The sequence below is a fragment of the Solirubrobacter ginsenosidimutans genome, from assembly GCF_027587205.1.
Window position 1 is genome coordinate 44,162 of sequence record NZ_JAPDOD010000052.1, and the last position, 17,938, is coordinate 62,099.

At 69.9% G+C, this 17,938-nt stretch carries 21 protein-coding genes; 18 read left to right on the plus strand and 3 right to left on the minus strand.

Annotated features, from left to right (window positions below):
- Positions 1-23 precede the first annotated feature (23 nt).
- The 6 genes from OM076_RS36290 (at position 24) to ftsH (ending at position 6,347) form a co-directional block, all read left to right on the plus strand.
- The gene (locus OM076_RS36290) at positions 24-761 is read left to right on the plus strand and encodes a hypothetical protein (RefSeq protein WP_270045068.1); all 738 of its coding nucleotides are present in this window, start codon (positions 24-26) and stop codon (positions 759-761) included.
- Between the two features lie 3 nt (positions 762-764).
- Entirely contained in the window at positions 765-1,190 is a 426-nt protein-coding gene (locus OM076_RS36295; RefSeq protein WP_270045069.1) for an SCP2 sterol-binding domain-containing protein, read from the plus strand.
- Positions 1,191-1,209: 19 nt separating this feature from the next.
- On the plus strand, positions 1,210-2,367 hold the full coding sequence (locus tag OM076_RS36300; RefSeq protein ID WP_270045070.1) for an adenylate cyclase regulatory domain-containing protein: 1,158 nt from the start codon (positions 1,210-1,212) through the stop codon (positions 2,365-2,367).
- On the plus strand, positions 2,364-3,656 hold the full coding sequence (tilS, locus tag OM076_RS36305) for a tRNA lysidine(34) synthetase TilS (RefSeq protein WP_270045071.1): 1,293 nt from the start codon (positions 2,364-2,366) through the stop codon (positions 3,654-3,656). The genes OM076_RS36300 and tilS overlap by 4 nt, the downstream gene beginning before the upstream one ends.
- The gene (gene hpt / locus OM076_RS36310) at positions 3,653-4,186 is read left to right on the plus strand and encodes a hypoxanthine phosphoribosyltransferase (RefSeq protein WP_270045072.1); all 534 of its coding nucleotides are present in this window, start codon (positions 3,653-3,655) and stop codon (positions 4,184-4,186) included. Before tilS ends, hpt begins: the two co-directional genes overlap by 4 nt.
- Before the next feature lie 175 nt (positions 4,187-4,361).
- Positions 4,362-6,347, plus strand: a complete 1,986-nt coding sequence (gene ftsH, locus OM076_RS36315) for an ATP-dependent zinc metalloprotease FtsH (protein ID WP_270045073.1) — start codon at positions 4,362-4,364, stop codon at positions 6,345-6,347.
- Positions 6,348-6,510: 163 nt separating this feature from the next.
- Here ftsH and OM076_RS36320 read toward each other — a convergent pair whose 3' ends face one another.
- The 3 genes from OM076_RS36320 to OM076_RS36330 all read right to left on the minus strand — a co-directional run bounded on the left by OM076_RS36320 (position 6,511) and on the right by OM076_RS36330 (position 7,498).
- Entirely contained in the window at positions 6,511-6,714 is a 204-nt protein-coding gene (locus tag OM076_RS36320) for a hypothetical protein (protein ID WP_270045074.1), read from the minus strand.
- 89 nt (positions 6,715-6,803) lie between these two features.
- Positions 6,804-6,971 (minus strand): hypothetical protein, encoded by a 168-nt coding sequence (locus tag OM076_RS36325; RefSeq protein WP_270045075.1) that lies wholly within the window; start codon positions 6,969-6,971, stop codon positions 6,804-6,806.
- 32 nt (positions 6,972-7,003) lie between these two features.
- Positions 7,004-7,498, minus strand: a complete 495-nt coding sequence (locus tag OM076_RS36330; protein ID WP_270045076.1) for an Lrp/AsnC family transcriptional regulator — start codon at positions 7,496-7,498, stop codon at positions 7,004-7,006.
- 83 nt (positions 7,499-7,581) lie between these two features.
- On the opposite strand from OM076_RS36330, the gene OM076_RS36335 reads away from it, so the two are divergent.
- The 12 genes from OM076_RS36335 to OM076_RS47030 form a co-directional block, all read left to right on the plus strand.
- A complete protein-coding gene (locus OM076_RS36335; protein WP_270045077.1) occupies positions 7,582-8,505 on the plus strand; it encodes a DMT family transporter in 924 nt (307 codons plus the stop codon).
- A 308-nt stretch (positions 8,506-8,813) separates the two neighbouring features.
- The gene (gene folP, locus OM076_RS36340) at positions 8,814-9,638 is read left to right on the plus strand and encodes a dihydropteroate synthase (protein ID WP_270045078.1); all 825 of its coding nucleotides are present in this window, start codon (positions 8,814-8,816) and stop codon (positions 9,636-9,638) included.
- The gene (gene folB, locus OM076_RS36345) at positions 9,599-10,030 is read left to right on the plus strand and encodes a dihydroneopterin aldolase (RefSeq protein ID WP_270045079.1); all 432 of its coding nucleotides are present in this window, start codon (positions 9,599-9,601) and stop codon (positions 10,028-10,030) included. The genes folP and folB overlap by 40 nt, the downstream gene beginning before the upstream one ends.
- Before the next feature lie 91 nt (positions 10,031-10,121).
- Positions 10,122-10,625, plus strand: coding sequence for a TetR/AcrR family transcriptional regulator (locus OM076_RS36350; protein ID WP_270045080.1), 504 nt, complete (start codon positions 10,122-10,124; stop codon positions 10,623-10,625).
- Complete coding sequence (locus tag OM076_RS36355) at positions 10,622-12,712, plus strand: MMPL family transporter (protein ID WP_270045081.1); 2,091 nt, start codon at positions 10,622-10,624, stop codon at positions 12,710-12,712. Before OM076_RS36350 ends, OM076_RS36355 begins: the two co-directional genes overlap by 4 nt.
- Entirely contained in the window at positions 12,709-13,227 is a 519-nt protein-coding gene (gene folK / locus OM076_RS36360) for a 2-amino-4-hydroxy-6-hydroxymethyldihydropteridine diphosphokinase (RefSeq protein WP_270045082.1), read from the plus strand. Before OM076_RS36355 ends, folK begins: the two co-directional genes overlap by 4 nt.
- A gap of 2 nt (positions 13,228-13,229) precedes the next feature.
- Complete coding sequence (locus tag OM076_RS36365; RefSeq protein ID WP_270045083.1) at positions 13,230-13,991, plus strand: type III pantothenate kinase; 762 nt, start codon at positions 13,230-13,232, stop codon at positions 13,989-13,991.
- The gene (locus OM076_RS36370) at positions 13,988-14,617 is read left to right on the plus strand and encodes an ankyrin repeat domain-containing protein (RefSeq protein ID WP_270045084.1); all 630 of its coding nucleotides are present in this window, start codon (positions 13,988-13,990) and stop codon (positions 14,615-14,617) included. Before OM076_RS36365 ends, OM076_RS36370 begins: the two co-directional genes overlap by 4 nt.
- 9 nt (positions 14,618-14,626) lie before the next feature.
- Entirely contained in the window at positions 14,627-15,610 is a 984-nt protein-coding gene (locus tag OM076_RS36375; RefSeq protein ID WP_270045085.1) for a tRNA dihydrouridine synthase, read from the plus strand.
- 71 nt (positions 15,611-15,681) lie between these two features.
- Positions 15,682-16,158 carry a transcription elongation factor GreA gene (greA, locus tag OM076_RS36380; protein WP_270045086.1) on the plus strand — a complete coding sequence of 159 codons (477 nt, stop codon included), beginning with the start codon at positions 15,682-15,684 and terminating at the stop codon, positions 16,156-16,158.
- Complete coding sequence (lysS, locus tag OM076_RS36385) at positions 16,159-17,607, plus strand: lysine--tRNA ligase (RefSeq protein WP_270045087.1); 1,449 nt, start codon at positions 16,159-16,161, stop codon at positions 17,605-17,607. It abuts the gene before it with no gap.
- Positions 17,608-17,848: 241 nt separating this feature from the next.
- Positions 17,849-17,938, plus strand: a 90-nt coding sequence (locus OM076_RS47030; RefSeq protein ID WP_505017727.1) for a Clp protease N-terminal domain-containing protein, incomplete at its 3' end; no start/stop codon positions are given.

The following is a 17,938-nucleotide window of genomic DNA, read 5'->3' on the forward strand; positions in this document are numbered from 1 at the left end:
TATCGAACTACAGTCCGGTCGTCATGGCGAAGGACAAGAAGAAGGACAAGAAGGACAAGAAGGACGATAAGGGCGTCGAGACCGACGCTCTCGCCGCCGTTCGTGCAGCGGTCGAGCGGACCCTTCAGTTGTCGGCGGAGGGCGCCGCGTCCACGCGCGAGCGTACGAAGGAAATCGTCGATGACATCGCCGCGGCCGCCAACAAGGTGCGCGGCACGCTCGAGGACATGAAGGTGCTCGACGAGGTCAAGCGGCTGCGCCGCGAGGTCGAGGCGCTCGCGTCCCGCGTCGCGTCGCTGGAGCTCCGGCCCGGCAGCGGCGCCGCTCCCGCCGAGAAGCCCGCGGCTGCCGCCAAGCGCAAGCCCGCGGCGCGCAAGACGGCTGCCAAGCGCAAGCCGGCCGCGCGCAAGCCCGCGGCCGCCAAGGCGCCCGCAGCGGTGACCACCACGGTCGCGAAGCCGGCGGCGGCGGCCAAGAAGCCCGCGGCGGCCAAGAAGCCTGCTGCGGCCAAGAAGCCTGCTGCGGCGAGGAAGCCGAGGGCGGCCAAGAAACCGGCGGCGGCGCGCAAGCCCGCGGCCGCGAAGAAGCCGGCGGCGGCCAAGGCGCCGGCGGTGGCCAAGGCGCCGGCGGTGGCCAAGGCGCCGGCCGTGGCCAAGGCGCCCGCCGTGGTCAAGCCCGCCGCGACGACGCCCCCGGCTCCGGCCGTGACTCCGGCCCCCACGCCGGTCGTCGCTCCGAAGCCGCCCGCCGGGAGCTCGTAGCCGGTGAGCGCCTCATTCGAGTCGGCCAAGGAGCTCCGCGAGGTGATCGACAAGATCTTCTCGCTGATGGACGCCGACCCCGACATGGGGCCGAAGCTACGCGCTGCGGACACGCCGCAGCGGTTCGAGTTCTCCGACTTCGACGTCGTGGTGAACATCCGCGCCACGAAGGGCGACGAGGAGGGGAACCTGTACTGGGAGTGGTCGGACGACGTCGCATGGGACTCCAAGGTCCAGATGACGATGTCGTCCGAGGTCGCCAACCGGTACTTCCAGGGCAAGGAGAACGTCGCGATGGCCGTCGCGCGCCGGCGGATCAAGACCGGCGGGGACATGAAGGCCGCGTTGGACCTGATCCCGATCACCAAGCCCGTGTACGCCCAGTACCGCGAGTACGTCGAGCGCGAGAAGCCGCACTTGAAGGTCTGACGAGCGGGGCGGACGTCGCGTGACGCTGGCCGACGTCGCCCGCTCGCTCTCGGTCTCCCCCGCCACGCTGCGCCGCTGGGTGGCGGAGGGGATCGTGCCGCTGCGCGACGGCGAGTGGACGCCGGCGGCGTTGGCGCAGGCGCGGCTCGTCGCCCGTCTGCGCGCCCGCGGGCACTCGCTCTCGCAGGTGCGGACCGCCGCCAAGCAGGGGCGGCTGGCGTTCGGCTATCTGGAGGACCTCTTCCCGGATGCCGACGTCGAGTTCTCGCTGGCCGAAGCCGCGCGCGAGACCGGCCTCGAGCCTGAGCTGATCCGCCGGATCTGGAGCGCCGCCGGATTCAACGCCGCGTCGGTCGAGCACCTGACCGCGGACGACCTGGCGCTCCTGGCCCGCTTCAGCGCGGTGCTGGACGCCGGGCTGCCGCTGGTCGCGTTCCTGCAGCTCGTGCGGGTCTATGGGCTGGCGCTGGCGCAGATCGCCGACGCCGAGGTGAAGCTCTTCCACCTGTTCGTCCACGAGCCGCTGATCCGCGACGGCGCGCCGGTCCTGGAGATGGCGGAGGAGCTCTCGGACCTCGCCTCGGAGCTGCTGCCGCTGACCGGGCCGATCATGGACTCCGTGCATCAGCGACTCCTGCAGCACTTCCTCGAGCAGGACGTCGTCGGGCACCTCGAGCTCGTGTCCGACGAGGCCGACCTCGGGCGGGTGCGGGTGGCGATCGCGTTCGCCGACCTCGCGGGCTACACGCGGCTGACCGAGGAGGTGGGGGAGGAGGAGGCGCTCGAGGTCGTCGAGCGCTTCATCGAGCTCGTCGGTGCGACGCTGCCCGACGACGCCCGCGTGGTCAAGACGATCGGCGACGAGGTGATGGTCGTGGGCACGGACGTGGTCGGGCTCGCCGACTGGGCCGTCGGGCTCGTCGCCTTGTCGACCGAGCGCCCGCTGCCGCGGATCGGCCTGCACTACGGCAGCGCGCTGTACCGCGACGGCGACTACTACGGGCGGGCGGTCAACCTCGCCGCGCGGGTGGGAGCGCGGGCGACCGGCGGCGAGGTCCTGGTCACGCGTGAGGTGCGTGAGGCGGCGGGGCGCAACCTCTCGTTCGCCGCGATCGGCGAGGTCAAGCTCAAAGGCTTCGACGAGGCCACCGAGCTCTTCCTGGCGGGGCTGCGGTGAAGGTCCTGGTGCTGCTCTCGGGCGGGCGGGACTCGGTCTGCCTGCTGGACCGGATGCTCGCCTCGGCGTCTTCGGTGTGGGCGCTGCACGTCAACTACGGGCTGCGCGGCGCGGAGTCCGACGCCGACGAGGCCTTCTGCGTCTCGCTCTGCGCGCGCCTGGGGGTCTCGTTGTCGGTGCTGCGGGCGGGTGAGCCGGTGGGCAACGTGCAGGCGTGGGCGAGGGAGGTGCGCTACGCGGAGGCGGAGCGGCTGGCGGCGGAGCGCGACGCGCTGATCGCGGTCGGCCACACGGCGACCGACCAGATCGAGACCGTCCTCTATCGCCTGGCGGCCTCGCCGGGCCGGCGGGCGCTGCTGGGCATGCCGGAGCGCTCGGGCCGTGTCATCCGGCCGCTCTTGGGGATGACGCGCGACGAGACCGCCGCGTACTGCCGCGCCCGGGGGTTGGGGTGGCGCGAGGACTCCTCGAACGCCTCGTCTGCGCGGGGCCTGATCCGCGCGACGATCCTCCCGGCGCTGCGTGAGCTGCACCCGGCGGCCGAGAGGAACCTCTTGGCGACACTTGCGGCGCTGCGCGACGAGGCGACGGTGCTCGACGCCGCGGTCGACGCCGCGCTCACCGAGCGTCGAGTTTCTCGCGTAGAGCTCGAGAAACTCGACGCTCGCGGCGGGGGCGGCGGGGCGGCGGGCGGTGTCGAGCTCGCCGCGCTGCCCGCCCCGCTGGCGCGGCTCGTCGTGCAGCGTCTGGCCGACGACGCCGCCGGTGGGCGCGCGCCGTCGCTCGCCGCTCACGCGGACGACGTGATCGCCCTCGCGGGGCATGACGGGACCGCCGCGCTCGACCTGCCCGGAGGTTTGCGCGCCATCTCTGAATACGGTCGCGTCAGGATCGAGCTCCTTGCCGCGACCACGATCCCCATGAGCGCGGAACTCTCGATTCCCGGGCGGGTCGCCTTCGCCGGCGGCGAGGTGATCTGCGAGCGCGGGGAGTTCCCGATCGCCGACGGGACCCTCGCGGCGGACGCCCTGGCACCCACGCTGGTGGTGCGGACGTGGCAGCCAGGTGACCGGATGCGCCCGCTCGGGCTCGGCGGCAGCAAGTCGCTGCAGGACCTCTTCACCGACCGCAAGGTCCCGCGTGAGCGGCGTCATCGGCTGCCTGTGGTGGTGTCCGGCGGCGAGATCGCGTGGGTGCCGGGTGTGGCCACGGGGGAGCGCTTTCGGGTCGAACCGCACAACCGGGCCCGGGTGCGGCTGGCCTGGCGCCTAGACTGCGCGGCCCCATGAGCGAAGAGATCGGCGAGATCCTCGTCCAGGCGGACGACCTGCAACACCGCATCCGGGCGATGGCAGAAGAGATCGCTCGCGACTACGAGGGCAAGGACCTGCTCCTGATCGGGGTCCTGAAGGGCGCCTTCCTGTTCCTGGCCGACCTCATGCGTCATCTGGACGTCGGCTGCGAGGTCGACTTCATGGCCGTCGCGTCGTACGGCTCCTCGACGGAATCGTCGGGCGTCGTGCGCATCCTGAAGGACCTCGACGCGCCGCTGGAGGGCCGCCACGTCCTGATCGTCGAGGACATCGTGGACTCCGGGCTGACGCTGCAGTACCTGATGCGGACCCTCAAGGGCCGCGGGCCGGCCTCGCTGGAGGTGTGCGCCCTGCTGACCAAGCCGAGCCGCCGGACGGTGGAGCTCCCGGTGCGTTACACCGGGTTCGAGATTCCTGACAAGTTCGCCATCGGCTATGGGCTTGACTACGCTGAGCGATACCGGAACCTGCCTTATGTGGCGGCGCTGGTACTGACGGACGATTGACCGATTGTCGGCGCTCTGACCCCAACCGTGAGCCGTTCACCTTCCTCGTTCGTTAGGGAAGGCAAAGGAACTCGCACCACACTGCCCGCACCCACTTGGGCCCTTCGAATCCCCTGGTAGCCTTGACTCTCTTGACTCGCCGTATCACTTTCGCGCGCGGGATGCGCGCCGGCTCATGAGCCGCTTCTTCAAGAGCGCCGCGTTCCCGATCTTGATCGTGATCGTGCTGGCGTTCTTCGCCTCCAAGTTGATCCAGAACGGGAGTGCTGCGCCGGCCACGAAGTACGGCCAGTTCCTGAAGCAGATCGACGACGGCCAGGTCGACTCCGTGGTCCTTCGCTCGAAGGACAACTCGATCGAGGTCACCCTCAAGGGGACGGACAAGAAGCGCTACACGACCGGCTTCCTCCAGGGCGACTCGGCTGCCGGCCTCGTGAACAAGCTGACCGTGGCCGAGAACGCCGGGCGCATCAACGGCTTCGACATCAAGCCCGCCCGCTCGAGCGTGATCCTCTCGCTCCTGACCTACGTCTTCCCGATCCTGATCTTCATCGGGTTCTGGATCTTCCTGATGAATCAGGTCCAGGGCGGCGGCTCGAAGGTCATGTCGTTCGGCAAGTCGCGCGCCAAGCGCATGAGCGTGGACTCCCCGAAGATCACCTTCCGTGACGTCGCCGGGGTCGACGAAGCCGTCGAAGAGTTGCACGAGATCAAGGAGTTCCTCGAGAACCCCAAGAAGTTCCAGGCGCTCGGCGCGCGGATCCCCAAGGGCGTGCTGCTCTACGGGCCTCCCGGCACCGGCAAGACGCTGCTGGCCCGCGCCGTCGCGGGTGAGGCGGGCGTGCCGTTCTTCTCGATCTCGGGCTCGGACTTCGTCGAGATGTTCGTCGGCGTGGGTGCCTCCCGCGTGCGTGACCTGTTCGAGCAGGCCAAGCAGAACTCGCCCTGCATCATCTTCATGGACGAGATCGACGCGGTCGGCCGCCATCGCGGCGCCGGCCTGGGCGGCGGCCACGACGAGCGTGAGCAGACGCTCAACCAGCTCCTGGTCGAGATGGACGGCTTCGAGGCCAAGGACAACATCATCATGATCGCGGCCACCAACCGGCCCGACATCCTCGATCCCGCCCTGCTGCGCCCCGGCCGCTTCGATCGCCAGATCACGGTGGATCGCCCGGACCGCAAGGGCCGCGCGAAGATCCTCGAGGTCCACACCCGCGGCAAGCCGCTGGCCAAGGGCATCGACGTCGACACGCTCGCGGGCCAGACGCCCGGATTCACGGGCGCCGACCTGTCGAACCTGGTCAACGAGGCCGCGCTCCTCTCCGCCCGCAGCGGCAAGAAGGAGATCGGGCAGAACGAGCTCGAAGAGGGGATCATGCGCGTGATCGCCGGCCCGGAGAAGAAGACCCGGGTCATGGGCGAGAAGGAACGCCTGATCACCGCGTACCACGAGATGGGCCACGCGATCGTCGGCCACTTCCTCGAGCACTCCGATCCGGTCCACAAGATCTCGGTCGTCTCCCGCGGGCAGGCCCTCGGGTACACGATCTCGCTGCCGAGCGAGGACAAGTTCCTCACGACGCGCGCGGAGCTGCTGGACACGATGGCGATGACGCTCGGCGGCCGCGCCGCGGAGGAGATCGTCTTCGGCGAGATCACCACGGGCGCGTCCAACGACCTCGAGAAGGTCACGGCGACCGCCAAGCAGATGGTCATGCGCTTCGGCATGAGCGAGAAGCTCGGGCCGCGCGTCTTCGGCCACGATCACGGCCAGCCGTTCCTCGGCCGCGAGTTCTCCAGCGAGCCGGACTACAGCGACGAGATCGCCCGCGAGATCGATGACGAGATCCGCCGGATCGTCGAAGGCGCCCACCAGGTCGCCAAGGACATCCTGGGCTCGCACCGCGAGCACCTGCAGACGATCTCGGAGATCCTGCTCAAGCGCGAGACGATCGAGCGCCAGGAGTTCGAGGCGCTGCTCGACGGCCGCGAAGAGGCCGAGCTCTGGCCCGACCTCCCGGAGGGCCCGGAGCGCCCGGAGCTCCCCGGCACGGTCACGCGTGACCGCGAGCAGGCCAAGCGCGGCCTGCGCCCCGGCCTCGCGGGTGGCGCGGCGGAACTCCGCCGCGACTTCCCCGAGAAGCCCGAACTGGCCTAATCCCGTCTCGGCAAGACCTTCCGCGCGCGTCCCTTCGGGGGCGCGCGTCGTGTTTAAGCGCCACGCGGCGGTAAGCCGGCGCCGGCGTCGCGGCCGGGATCTACCTGTTCCTGCTGAACCGCGAGCGAGTGGCGGCGACGCCCGAAGGCATCGTCACGCCGGTCTAGCCGAAGTTCGGGCCCGAGAGCTGGGCGTGGAACGTGGCGATCTCCGTCACGGCCGCGCCGACGAAGGCGGCGTGCGAGCGCGCGATATCGCGCTCCAGGTCGGCCATGTAGGACCCGATGCGGGCGACGCCCGTCTCCTCGGCGAGGTGACGTTCGGCGTGCAGTTCAAGCAGTTGGTTGTGGAGTTCGAAGGCGGACATCGTGGAGAAGAGATTCGCAGTGCTGTCGTTGATACACGCGGGGGCGACCACGCGTCTTGCGGTGCGTGGTCCCCACCTGGGGGGTGCGGCTAGCGCGAGGGTGTGAGGAGTTGGGTGGCGGCGGTCGAGAGTTGCAGGATCACGTCGGCGTGCTGCTCGGGGGTCCTGGCCTGTTGCGCCGAGGCGAGCGTCGCACGTACTGCGTCGAGGTTGTGGGCCTGGATCATCAGAGCGGGACTGTTGGCTTGGATCTCCATGGTCTCAGTCATCGTCACGCCCAAACCTGTGTTTAGGCTGAACGTCGGCTGTGGACGGATGTCGCTCGGAGCGGAAGTGGGGACGAAGGCTTCAGTTCCGCGAGTCGCAGCAGCGTTACAAGACGTGACGCACCGCCGCGGGTGGACAGGCGCGAGAGCGTCACGTGCAGCTCGGCCACGTCGTGTGCGACGAGCATCAGGATCGCGTCGATCTCGCCCGCGACGCTGTCGGCGGAGATCACGTGGTCAAGCGAGGCGACCTCCGCCGCGAAGCGCCGCTCCGCCGCGTCGTCGTGGCGCGCGAGCGTGACCAGCAGGTAGACCTGCAGCGCGAAGCCGGCGGTGGCGGAGTCCAGCCGCGCGGTGATGTGGCGGATCACGCCCGCCTCCTTCATCCGCCGCACCCGGTTGAGGGTCGCGGCGGGCGAGAGACCGACGATCCGGGCCAGCTCCACGTTGGGGCGGTCCGCGTCGGTCTGGAGCTCCTTCAGTAGTCGAACATCGATTTCGTCCAGTGCAACGGCCATACGACGAAACAATATTCCGTCAGAGGCCCGAACTGGGCGATCCACACAAGTCGCAAGCGATTGCGGCCGAAGATGCTCTTGTCATGGTCAATGGTCGCCGTCATACCGCCCTTGCGGCGTTGGTCACCGCGGGCCTCCTCTGGGGGCTCACGGTCCCGCTGTCGAAGCTCGTCCTGGACTGGCTCGACGGCGGCACGCTCACCGTCGTGCGCTTCGCGCTCGCCGCGCCGGTGCTCGCCTTCGCCGCCCGCAAGCACCTCAAGGCCGCGTTCACGCCCCGGGTCCTCGCCGCGGGCGCGGTCGGCTACGGCCTCGTGATCGTGCTTCAGAACCTCGGCATCGAGCGGACCTCGGTCAGCCACGCCGCGCTGATCGTCGGCGCCACGCCGGCGCTCGTCGCGCTCTTCTCGGTCATCTCCGGCCGCGGCAATTGCGCCCCGATCGCCTGGGCCGGCTTCGCGCTGGCGCTGGCCGGCGTCGGGATCGTCGCGGGCGGGGGCGGGGGAGCCTCGACGCTCGGCGGCGACGCGATCGTCCTGCTCTCGGTCTCGATCAGCGCCACCTTCGTCGTCATCCAGCCGTCGCTGCTGGCCGGGCGCGACCCGTTCGCCGTCTCGGCCGTGCAGATGCTGGGCGGCCTGCTCGCCGCGCTGCCCAACGCGCTGTCGGAGGGCCTGCCGCACGCGCCCGCGGGTACGACGCCCGTGCTCGCGCTGGCCGCGCTCGTCACCGTCGGCACGGTCGGGCCGTTCGCGCTGTTCGCCTACGGGCAGTCGCGCGTCGACCCCGCGCTGGCCGGCACGTTCCTCAACCTCGAGCCGCTGGTCGGCACCGCCGCGGGCGCGCTCGCGTTCGGGGACCCGTTCGGCCCGATGCAGCTGGTCGGTGCCGCGGTGATCCTCGCCGGGATCGCGCTCTCCACCACGCCCACAGACGGCCGCCCGCCGCGCCCGCGCAGGCGGCTCGTGTGGCAGCCCCTCTGGCGGGGTGCGGCTCACCGCACCTGAAGAGACAGGGCAACTCCCTCCCACTCCGAGAGGGAAAAGAGGAATCTACGTATCAAGCAGCGCCCCTCGAAACTCTCTTCCAACATGACCCTCCTGGCCCCCCGACCCGACCGCAGCCTGACTCCCCACACCTTTGTGGTCCCGGTGGTCCGCGAGCTCCCCAACTCCTCCTCTGATCCCCTCCCCGCTACCGGGTTTCTCCCCTCCTCCTCGACCTGGTAGCTCCTCCTCCTCGACCATCCACTGATCCCTCTACCGGCCGCGCCTGAGTCCTCCTCCCTCAGGCGCGGCCAGTAGCGTTTAAGGCCTTGTCCTTCCAGATCATGGGCGTCGTGAACGTCACGCCGGACTCCTTCTCGGACGGGGGCGCGTTCGACGACGCGGCGCAGGCCGTCGACCACGGCCGCCGGTTGGCCGCCGAGGGCGCGGTGATCCTCGACGTCGGCGGCGAGTCCACCCGCCCCGGAGCGGCGCCCGTGCCCGCCGAAGAGGAGCTCGAGCGGGTCGTGGGCGTGGTCCGCGGCCTCGCCGGCACGGCGCGGGTCTCCATCGACACGATGAAGCTCGTCGTCGCGGAGGCGGCGGTCGACGCGGGTGCGAGCTACGTCAACGACGTCACCGCCTTCCGCCACGACCCCGAGCTGGCCGCGTTCGTCGCCGACAAGGACCTCGACTGCTGCCTGATGCACATGCTCGGCGAGCCGCGGACGATGCAGCGCGACCCGCGCTACACCGACGTCGTCTCCGACGTGAAGGCGTTCCTGACCGAGCGGATGGCGGCCGCGACCCGCGCCGGCGTCAAGGAGGAGCGCATCCAGCTCGACCCGGGAATCGGCTTCGGCAAGACGATCGAGCACAACCTCGAGCTGCTGCGGCGGCTGCAGGAGCTGGCCGACCTCGGCCGCCCGCTCGTGATCGGCACGAGCCGCAAGTCGTTCCTCGGCAAGATCACCGGGCGCGATGTCACCGAACGCGTCCCGGCGACCATCGCCACCTGCGTGATGGCCTACGAACGCGGAGCGAGCGTGTTCCGCGTGCATGACGTCGCGGCGGTCGCGGACGCGCTCAAGGTGGCTGATGCTACGGTCGCGGGATGGCCGATGACGAGCCCGAGGACTACGACGACGACCTGAGCGAGGACGACGACGAGGAGGGCCTGGAAGTCGGGGTCACGATCGAGATCGTCGGCCTGTCGCTCTACACGCACCACGGCGTCACGCCCGAGGAGCGCAAGATCGGGCAGCGGATCCTGCTCGACGTCCGGTTCGACGCCGGCGAGCCCGATGCGCTGATCACCGATCGCGTCGAGGACACGATCGACTACGGCGAGGTGTGTCAGGTGATCGCGCTGATCGCCCAGGCGCAGTCCTACAAGACGCTCGAGCGCCTGTGCGCGGTGATCGCGGACCGGCTGGCCTCCCAGTTCGGCGCGGAGAGCGTCACCGTGAAGGCCTCCAAGCCCGAGCCCCCGATCCCGCTGCCGGTCGAAGAGGTTTCGGTCGAAGTTTGGCGCGAGGAACGTTAGTTCGTTTCCGGCGATCGATCGTGGATGCCACGGCGGCGAGGGCCCGCGAGAATCGGCGGAACCGGACTTAGTACTCACTAACATGTAGGGCATGGCACCCCGCCGCTCCGCCGAAGACCGCCGTGAGGAGATCACGGGCATCGCCCTTCGCCACTTCGCGGAGGGCGGCTACCACGGGACCTCGACCGAGGCGATCGCGCGCGAGGCGGGCATCTCGCAGCCGTATCTGTTCCGGCTCTTCCGCACCAAGCGCGACCTGTTCCTGGCATGCGCGGACCGCTGCTATGCCAACGTCGCGAAGGTCTTCGCGGACGCCGTCGCGGCCGCGCCGGACGAGACACCGCTGGAGGCGATGGGCAGGGCGTACGAAGAGCAACTGCTCCCCAACCGCCACATGTTGCTGTTCCAGATGCAGAGCTACGCGACGAACGAACCCGAGATCCGCGCTCACGTGCGCGCCGGATTCGTCGAGCTGGTGCGCACGGTGTCGGCGATGGCCGGGTTCACGCCTGAGGAGGCCTGGAGCTTCTTCGCGTACGGGATGCTGCTGAACGTCACGACGGCGCTCGACTTCCCGCGCGAGGCCTGGGAGTGATCTTCCGGCACCGGCGCGCCATCGTCTGGTGCGCGGCGGTGGTGGTGCTGGTGGCGGCGGTGCTCGCGCTGCCGGTATTCGGCGAGCTCGGCAACGAGAACGACTTCGACGACCCGAGCGCCGAGGCGGTGACGGCGCGCAACGCGGTCAACCGGGCCTCGGGCGCGTTCGCGACGCCCAGCGTCGTGGCGCTCGTGCGGCTCGGCGCGCCGGTGGCGTCGGCGCAAGGGCGCGAGCGGATCGCGCGGGTGGCGGCGGCGCTGCGCGACCCGGGCGTGGCCTCGGTGGTCGCGTACGGGCCGCGGGTGGGCGGCGACGGCGCCACGAGCGAAGCGGACCTGCTCGGCGGTGGCGCGCCCGCGGACCGGCGTCTCGTCTCGAAGGACGGTCGCTCGACCTACCTGCTGGCGACGTTCCGGCAGGACGACCTGGGCGCCCGCACGCGGATCGAGCAGCGCGTCCGGGGCATCCCCTACGTGACGCTCGGCGGCGGCGTCTACGCCGCGCGGCAGGTGTCCAGCCAGGTCTCGGCCGACATCGCGCGCGCCGAGCTGATCGCGTTCCCGATCCTCTTCATTCTCACGCTGTTCGTCTTCCGCAGCGCGGTCTCGGCGCTGCTCCCGCTCGCCGTGGGCGTCGCGACGATCCTGCTCAGCTTCCTCGCGATCCGGATCGTCAACCAGTTCAACGGGATGTCGATCTTCTCGCTGAACCTGATCAACGGGCTCGGGCTCGGGCTGGCGATCGACTACTCGCTGTTCATGGTCAGCCGGTTCCGGGAGGAGCTGGCCGGCGGGAAGGACCGCCAGGCCGCGCTGGCCGCGACGCTGAAGACCGCGGGACGCGTGGTCGCCTTCAGCGCGATCACCGTGGCCGCGGCGCTGGCGGCGCTGATCGTCTTCCGCCAGCGCTTCCTGTACTCGATGGGCGTCGGCGGGGCGCTGTGCGCGCTGATCGCGGCCGGCGTGTCGCTGACGCTGCTCCCGGCGCTGCTCGGGATCCTCGGCGAGAAGGTCAACGCGGGCGGGCCGAGGCGCTGGAAGGAAGCGATCGCGCGCGAGGCGCGGGCCGAGCGCAGCGGGTTCTGGTACCGCCACTCCCAGCGGGTGATGCGGCGGCCGGTGCTGTTCGCGACGGCGTCCGCGGTCCTCCTGATCGCCCTCGGGCTGCCGTTCACGACGATCAGGTTCACCGGCATCGACGCCTCGGTGCTGCCGAAGGACCAGTCCGCGCGGATCGTCGACGACGCGGTCAAGAACGAGTTCCCACCCAACGAGACCTCGCCGGTCTACATCTCGGTGCCCCGCGGCGCGGACGTGGCCTCCTACGCCGCCCGGCTGCCCGCCCCGGTCGCTCCGCCGCGGATCCAGGACGGGCGCATCGACCTGATCGCCCCCGGCCAGCCGCTCAGCGACGAGGCGAAGGCCTTCGTGCGCGAGGTGCGGGCGGTTCCCGCGCCGTTCGAGCGCAACGTGGGCGGCCAGACGGCGGGCTTCCTCGACCAGCAGGGCTCGCTGCGCGCCCACCTCCCGCTCGCGCTGGCGATCCTCGCCGCGACGACGCTGATCATCCTGTTCGTCATGACCCGCTCCGTCGTGCTCCCGGTGAAAGCGCTGGTGATGAACCTGCTGTCGCTGTGCGCGGCGTTCGGGCTGGTGGTGCTCGTCTTCCAGGACGGCCACCTGGAGTGGCTGCTCGCGTTCGACAGCCAGCACGCGATCGAGTCCTCGCAGCCCGTGCTGCTCTTCGCGGTCGCGTTCGGCCTCTCCACCGACTATGGGGTGTTCCTGCTCGGACGGATCAAGGAGCTGCACGACAGCGGACTCTCCAATGAGGAGGCGGTCGCGCTCGGCCTGCAGCGCACGGGCCGCATCGTGACGTTCGCGGCGGCGCTGATGGTGATCGCGATCGGCTGCTTCGTCACCGCTTCGATCATCTTCATCAAGCAGCTCGGGTTCGGCGTGGCGGTCGCCGTCCTGATCGACGCGACGATCGTCCGCGCGCTGCTCGTCCCCGCCTTGATGCGCCTGTTGGGCGATTGGAACTGGTGGGTTCCGCGCCCACTCGCCAGACTTCTGCCCGCATGAGGGAAATCGGCTACCTGGGACTCGGCTCCAACGTCGGCGACCGGCGGATGAACCTGCAGGCGACCGTCGAGTTGCTGTGGGCGCACGACGTCACGGTCCTGCTGTCCTCGTCGGTCTATGAGACCGAGCCGGTGGGCGAGGTCCTGGACCAGCGGACGTTCTACAACGCGTGCCTGCGGGTGGAGACGCGCCTGAAGCCCGAGCCGCTGCTGGACGCCTGCAAGGCGGTCGAGCACGCGTTCGGGCGGGTGCAGGCGGGGGAGGAGGGCTACATCAAGGACGGGCCGCGGGCGATCGACGTCGACCTGCTGCTGCTCGGGGCGACGGAGTACTCGTCGGAGCGCCTGACGCTCCCGCACCGTGAGGTCACCTCGCGGCGCTTCGTGCTCGTGCCGCTGCTCGAGCTCGATCCCCACCTGGAGGTGCCCGGGCGCGGGCGAGCGGTGGACGCGCTGCGCATGCTGCAGGGCCAGGACGTCCGGCGTGCGGGTCCACCCCTGGACGTAGGAGCCTGACGATGCTGCTGGTGGTCGACGTCGGCAACACGCAGACGCACCTGGGCGTCTACCAAGGGCTGACGCTGGTGCACGACTGGCGCTTCGCGACCGTACGCGAGTCGACTGCCGACGAGCTCGGCGCGGCGCTGACGAACCTCCTCGCCCTGCGCGGGGTCGGCTTCGCCGACATCGACGCCTCGATCGTCTCCGCCACCGTTCCCTCGCTGCGCCCGCAGTGGACGGCGATGGCCCAGCGCTATCTCGGCCACGAGATGCTGCTGGTCGGCCCCGGGCTGAAGACCGGCATGCCGATCCGCTACGACAACCCGCGCGAGATCGGTCCGGACCGGCTCGTCAACGCCGTCGCCGGCTACGAGCGGGTGGGCGGGGCGTGTGTGATCGTCGACTTCGGCACCGCGGTCACCCACGACGTGGTCAGCGCGGGCGGCGAGTACCTCGGCGGCGTGATCTTCCCGGGCCTGGAGATCTCCATGGAGGCGCTCGCGGCGCGGGCGGCGGCGCTGCCGGCGATCGATCTGACGCCGCCGCGGGCGCTGGTCGGCAAATCGACGGTCGACGCGATCCGCGCCGGCGTCCTGTACGGCTACGCGGGCATGTGCGACGGGATCATCGACCGCCTGCACGACGAGCTCGGCGACTTCAAGACGCTCGCCACCGGCGGCCTCGCCGGCGCGGTCGTGCCGCACTGCCGGACGATCGACATCGCCGACGACCTTCTCACCCTCACGGGCCTGCGGCTGATCTGGGAACGCAATCAGTGAACCCGTGGGACGCGGTGAAGGCGGGTGAGGTCGAGGCGCTGCGGGCGGAGCTGGCGAAAGACCCCTCGCTCGCCCACGCCCGCCCGGACGGGCGCCGCACGCTCCTGCACGTCCTGACCGACTGGCCCGGCCACCTGCCGCGCGCGACCGAGACGCTCGCCGCCCTCGTGGAGGCCGGAGCGGACGTCGACGCGCCCTACGCCGGCCCAAACCACGCCGAGACGCCGCTGCACTGGGCGGCGAGCAGCGACGACGTCGCGCTGATCGACGGCCTGCTCGACGCCGGGGCGGACATCGAGGCGCGCGGCGGGGTCATCGGCGAAGGAACGGCGCTCGACGACGCGTGGGCCTTCGGGCAGTGGAACGCCGCCCGCCGGCTGGTGGAGCGGGGCGCGACGCCGACGCTGCTCGCCGCGGCGGCGCTGGGACTGCCCCTGAACGCCGACGGCGACGTCACGCACGCCTTCTGGGCCGCCTGCCACGGCGGTCAGCGCGCCGCGGCGGAAACCTTGCTCGCCCGCGGCGCCGACCCACGCTGGGTGGGCTGGGACGACCTCACGCCCGAACAGGCCGCCCGCCGCGAAGGCGCGTCCGAACTGGCCGACTGGGTGGCGCAACTACCCTGAAGAGCGCACATGCGCTCGCTGCACGACCCATGGACGATCGGGGACCTCGAAATCCCCAACCGCGTGATGCTCGCCCCGCTGGCGGGCATCGGCAACTGGTTCGTGCGCCTGCAGGCCAAGCGCTTCGGCGCCGGGCTGGCGGTGAGCGAGATGATCTCGTCCTTCGCCATCCACTACGGCAACGAGAAGACGCTCAAGGAGTTGCTGGTCGTGCACCCCGAGGAGGGGCCGATGGCGATCCAGCTCTTCGGCCACGACCCGGAGATCATGCGCTCGGCCGCCGCCGAGGTGGCGCGCGTGGGCGCCTCGATCCTGGACCTCAACATGGGCTGCCCGGTCCCGAAGGTGATGAAGACCGGGGCGGGCGCGGCGATGATCAAGGACCCCGACCTCGCCGTCGCGGTCGCGCGCGCCGCCCGGGAGGGCTCAGGCCTGCCGGTCACCGTGAAGCTGCGCGCGTCCGTCAAGGCGGGCGGGATGGAGGGCCTGGAGCTCGCGCGGCGGCTCGTCGACGAGGCCGGCGTCGCGGGCATCACGTTCCACCCGCGCAGCGCCGCCGTGCGCCACAAGGGCGTGCCGGACTACGACCTCGCGGCCGAACTGGTGCGCGAGCTGCCCGTGCCGGTGATCGTCAGCGGCGGGATGGAGGGCGCGGAGCACATCCGCTGGGTCTTCGAGCACACCGGCTGCGCGGCGGTCATGCTGGCCCGTGGCGCACTCGGAAACCCGTGGCTGTTCGCGCAGGTGCTCGGCGACCGCACCGACGAGCCGACCGCCGAGGAGGTGCTCGCCGAGTGGCATTGGGTGATCGACCGGGCCGAGGAACACCTGGGTCCCGACCGTGCGACGCGGTATCTGCGAAAGTTCCATCCCTGGTACGTGGAGCGCCTCGGCGCGCCCAAGGCCGTTCAGGACGCGCTTCAACGCGCAGAAACCCTTGATCAACAGCGCGCGGTGCTGTTGCTATCCTGCGCGCCCTTCGCGCCTGTCTGAGGCGTAGAGCACCGGTTCGCCTGACCAGCGAACCGTTTCCATCTTCAGCCCCGCAGAAGGACTGACGCAGCATGCAGAAGGACGTCATCCTCACCCCCGAGGGTCTCGAGAAGCTCAAGCAGGAAATCGAGTACCTCTCCACGACGAAGCGTCGCGAAGTCGCTGAGCGCATCAAGGAAGCGCGCGAGTTCGGCGATATCTCGGAGAACTCCGAGTACGACGACGCCAAGAACGAGCAGGCGATGCTTGAATCGCGGATCGCCACGCTCGAGGACAAGCTCCGATCGGCTTCGGTGATCGACGCCTCCGAACTGTCACCGGATGTCGTACGCGTCGGCTCTCAGGTCCAGATCAAGGACGACAAGGGCAAGTCGCTGACGTACACGATCGTCGGCTCGACCGAGGCCGATCCCGGCTCCAACCGGCTCTCCAACGAGTCGCCGGTGGGCAAGGCGCTGGTGGGCCGCAAGAAGGGCGACGCCGTCAAGGTGACGCTGCCTTCCGGCAAGCAGCGCGAGCTGACCGTCACCGGCATCCAAGTCGCCTAAGTGGAGGCGAGCGAGTCCACCTCTGAACTCCTCGCCATCCGCCGCCGCAAGCTCGAGGCTCTGCGGGAGGCGGGTGTCGAGCCGTTCCCGCATGCCTATCCGGGCGTGACGGCGATCGCGGAGGCCAAAGCGCCCCACGAAGGACTCGAACCCGGCGACGAGACCGAGACGCGCGTCCGCGTGGCCGGGCGCCTGCACGCGCGCCGCGGGCAGGGCAAGGCCGCGTTCCTGGACCTCGTGGACCGCTCCGGGCGCATGCAGTTGCACGCCCGCGCCGACGTGATCGGCAAGGAGTCGCTCGACGCGCTCGTCGCCCTCGACCTCGGCGATCTGCTCGGCGTCGACGGCACCATCTTCAAGACCCGTCGCGGCGAGTTGTCGGTGAAAGTCGACGGCTGGGAGCTGCTCGCGAAGTCGCTACGTCCGCCTCCTGACAAGCATTCTGGGCTCACGGACACCGAAACGCGGCTTCGTCATCGCGAACTCGACCTGATGTCCAATGACGAGACCCGCGCGGTTTTCTTGACACGGGCCAAGATCGTCACGGCGATCCGCCGCTTCCTCGACGACGAGGGCTTCATCGAGGTCGAGACGCCGGTGCTGCAGCCGATCTACGGCGGCGCGCTGGCACGGCCGTTCGTCACCCACTTCAACGCGCTCGACCGCACGTTCTACATGCGGATCGCGACCGAGCTGTACCTCAAGCGGCTGATCGTGGGCGGCCTCGAGCGGGTCTACGAGATCGGCAAGGACTTCCGCAACGAGGGCCTCTCGCCCAAGCACAACCCCGAGTTCACGATGCTCGAGTGGTACGAGGCGTACGCGGACTGGGAGGTCGTCGCCGAGCGCGCCGAGCGCCTGATCCGGACCGTGGGCGAGGTCGTCGGCTCCGAGCGCTTCATGCGCAAGTGGGAGCGCGAGACGCTGGCCGGCTCGATCGCCGCGCGCGTGGACGGCCTGGACGTGTTGGCCAACCGAACGCTTGACTCATTGCAGGCCGCGATGCGCGAGCGCGGCATGGAGATCCCGGACGAACCGAACTGGGCTTCGCTCGTCGACTACCTGGTTTCCAAGCATGTTGAACCGACTTTGATCGAGCCGACGATGCTGCACGACTACCCCGTCGAGCTCTCGCCGTTCGCCAAGCGTCACCGGGCCTACGACGGTCTGGTAGAGCGCTTTGAAGCCTTCGCGGAGGGCATGGAGTTCTGCAATGCCTTCTCCGAGCTCAATGATCCGGACGACCAGCGGGCAAGATTCGAAGAACAGGTGCGTCACGCTGCAGCGGGCGATGAGAACGCTCCGCCGTTCGATCACGACTACATCTACGCGCTCGAGCACGGGATGCCGCCGACCGGTGGGATCGGCATCGGCATCGATCGCCTGGTCATGCTGCTAACCGGGCAGCGGACCATCCGGGAAGTCGTGCTGTTCCCGGCGCTCAAGTAGTTGCCGGTGTGGACCGATTGTCCACACCACTATGAGTGGCCTGGGCGTTGGTAGACTGAGGTATGGCTAAAGACGTGCCCCGAGCTGTCATCCGATTCGGCCTTCATGCCGAATACAGGGATGAGGGCCGGGGTATTTTCGTCTCTCGGGCCTATCCGTCACTGCCCTCCCGACCCAACCCAGGACCACCGAACGACCGAGCGCTAGGCGAGCACTAGTAGGAAGGAAGCTCCCCAACCCCATGTTCGAGCGATTCACAGAGCGAGCACGTCAGGTGGTCGTCCTCGCCCAGGAGGAGGCGCGGACGCTCAAGCACAACTACATCGGGACC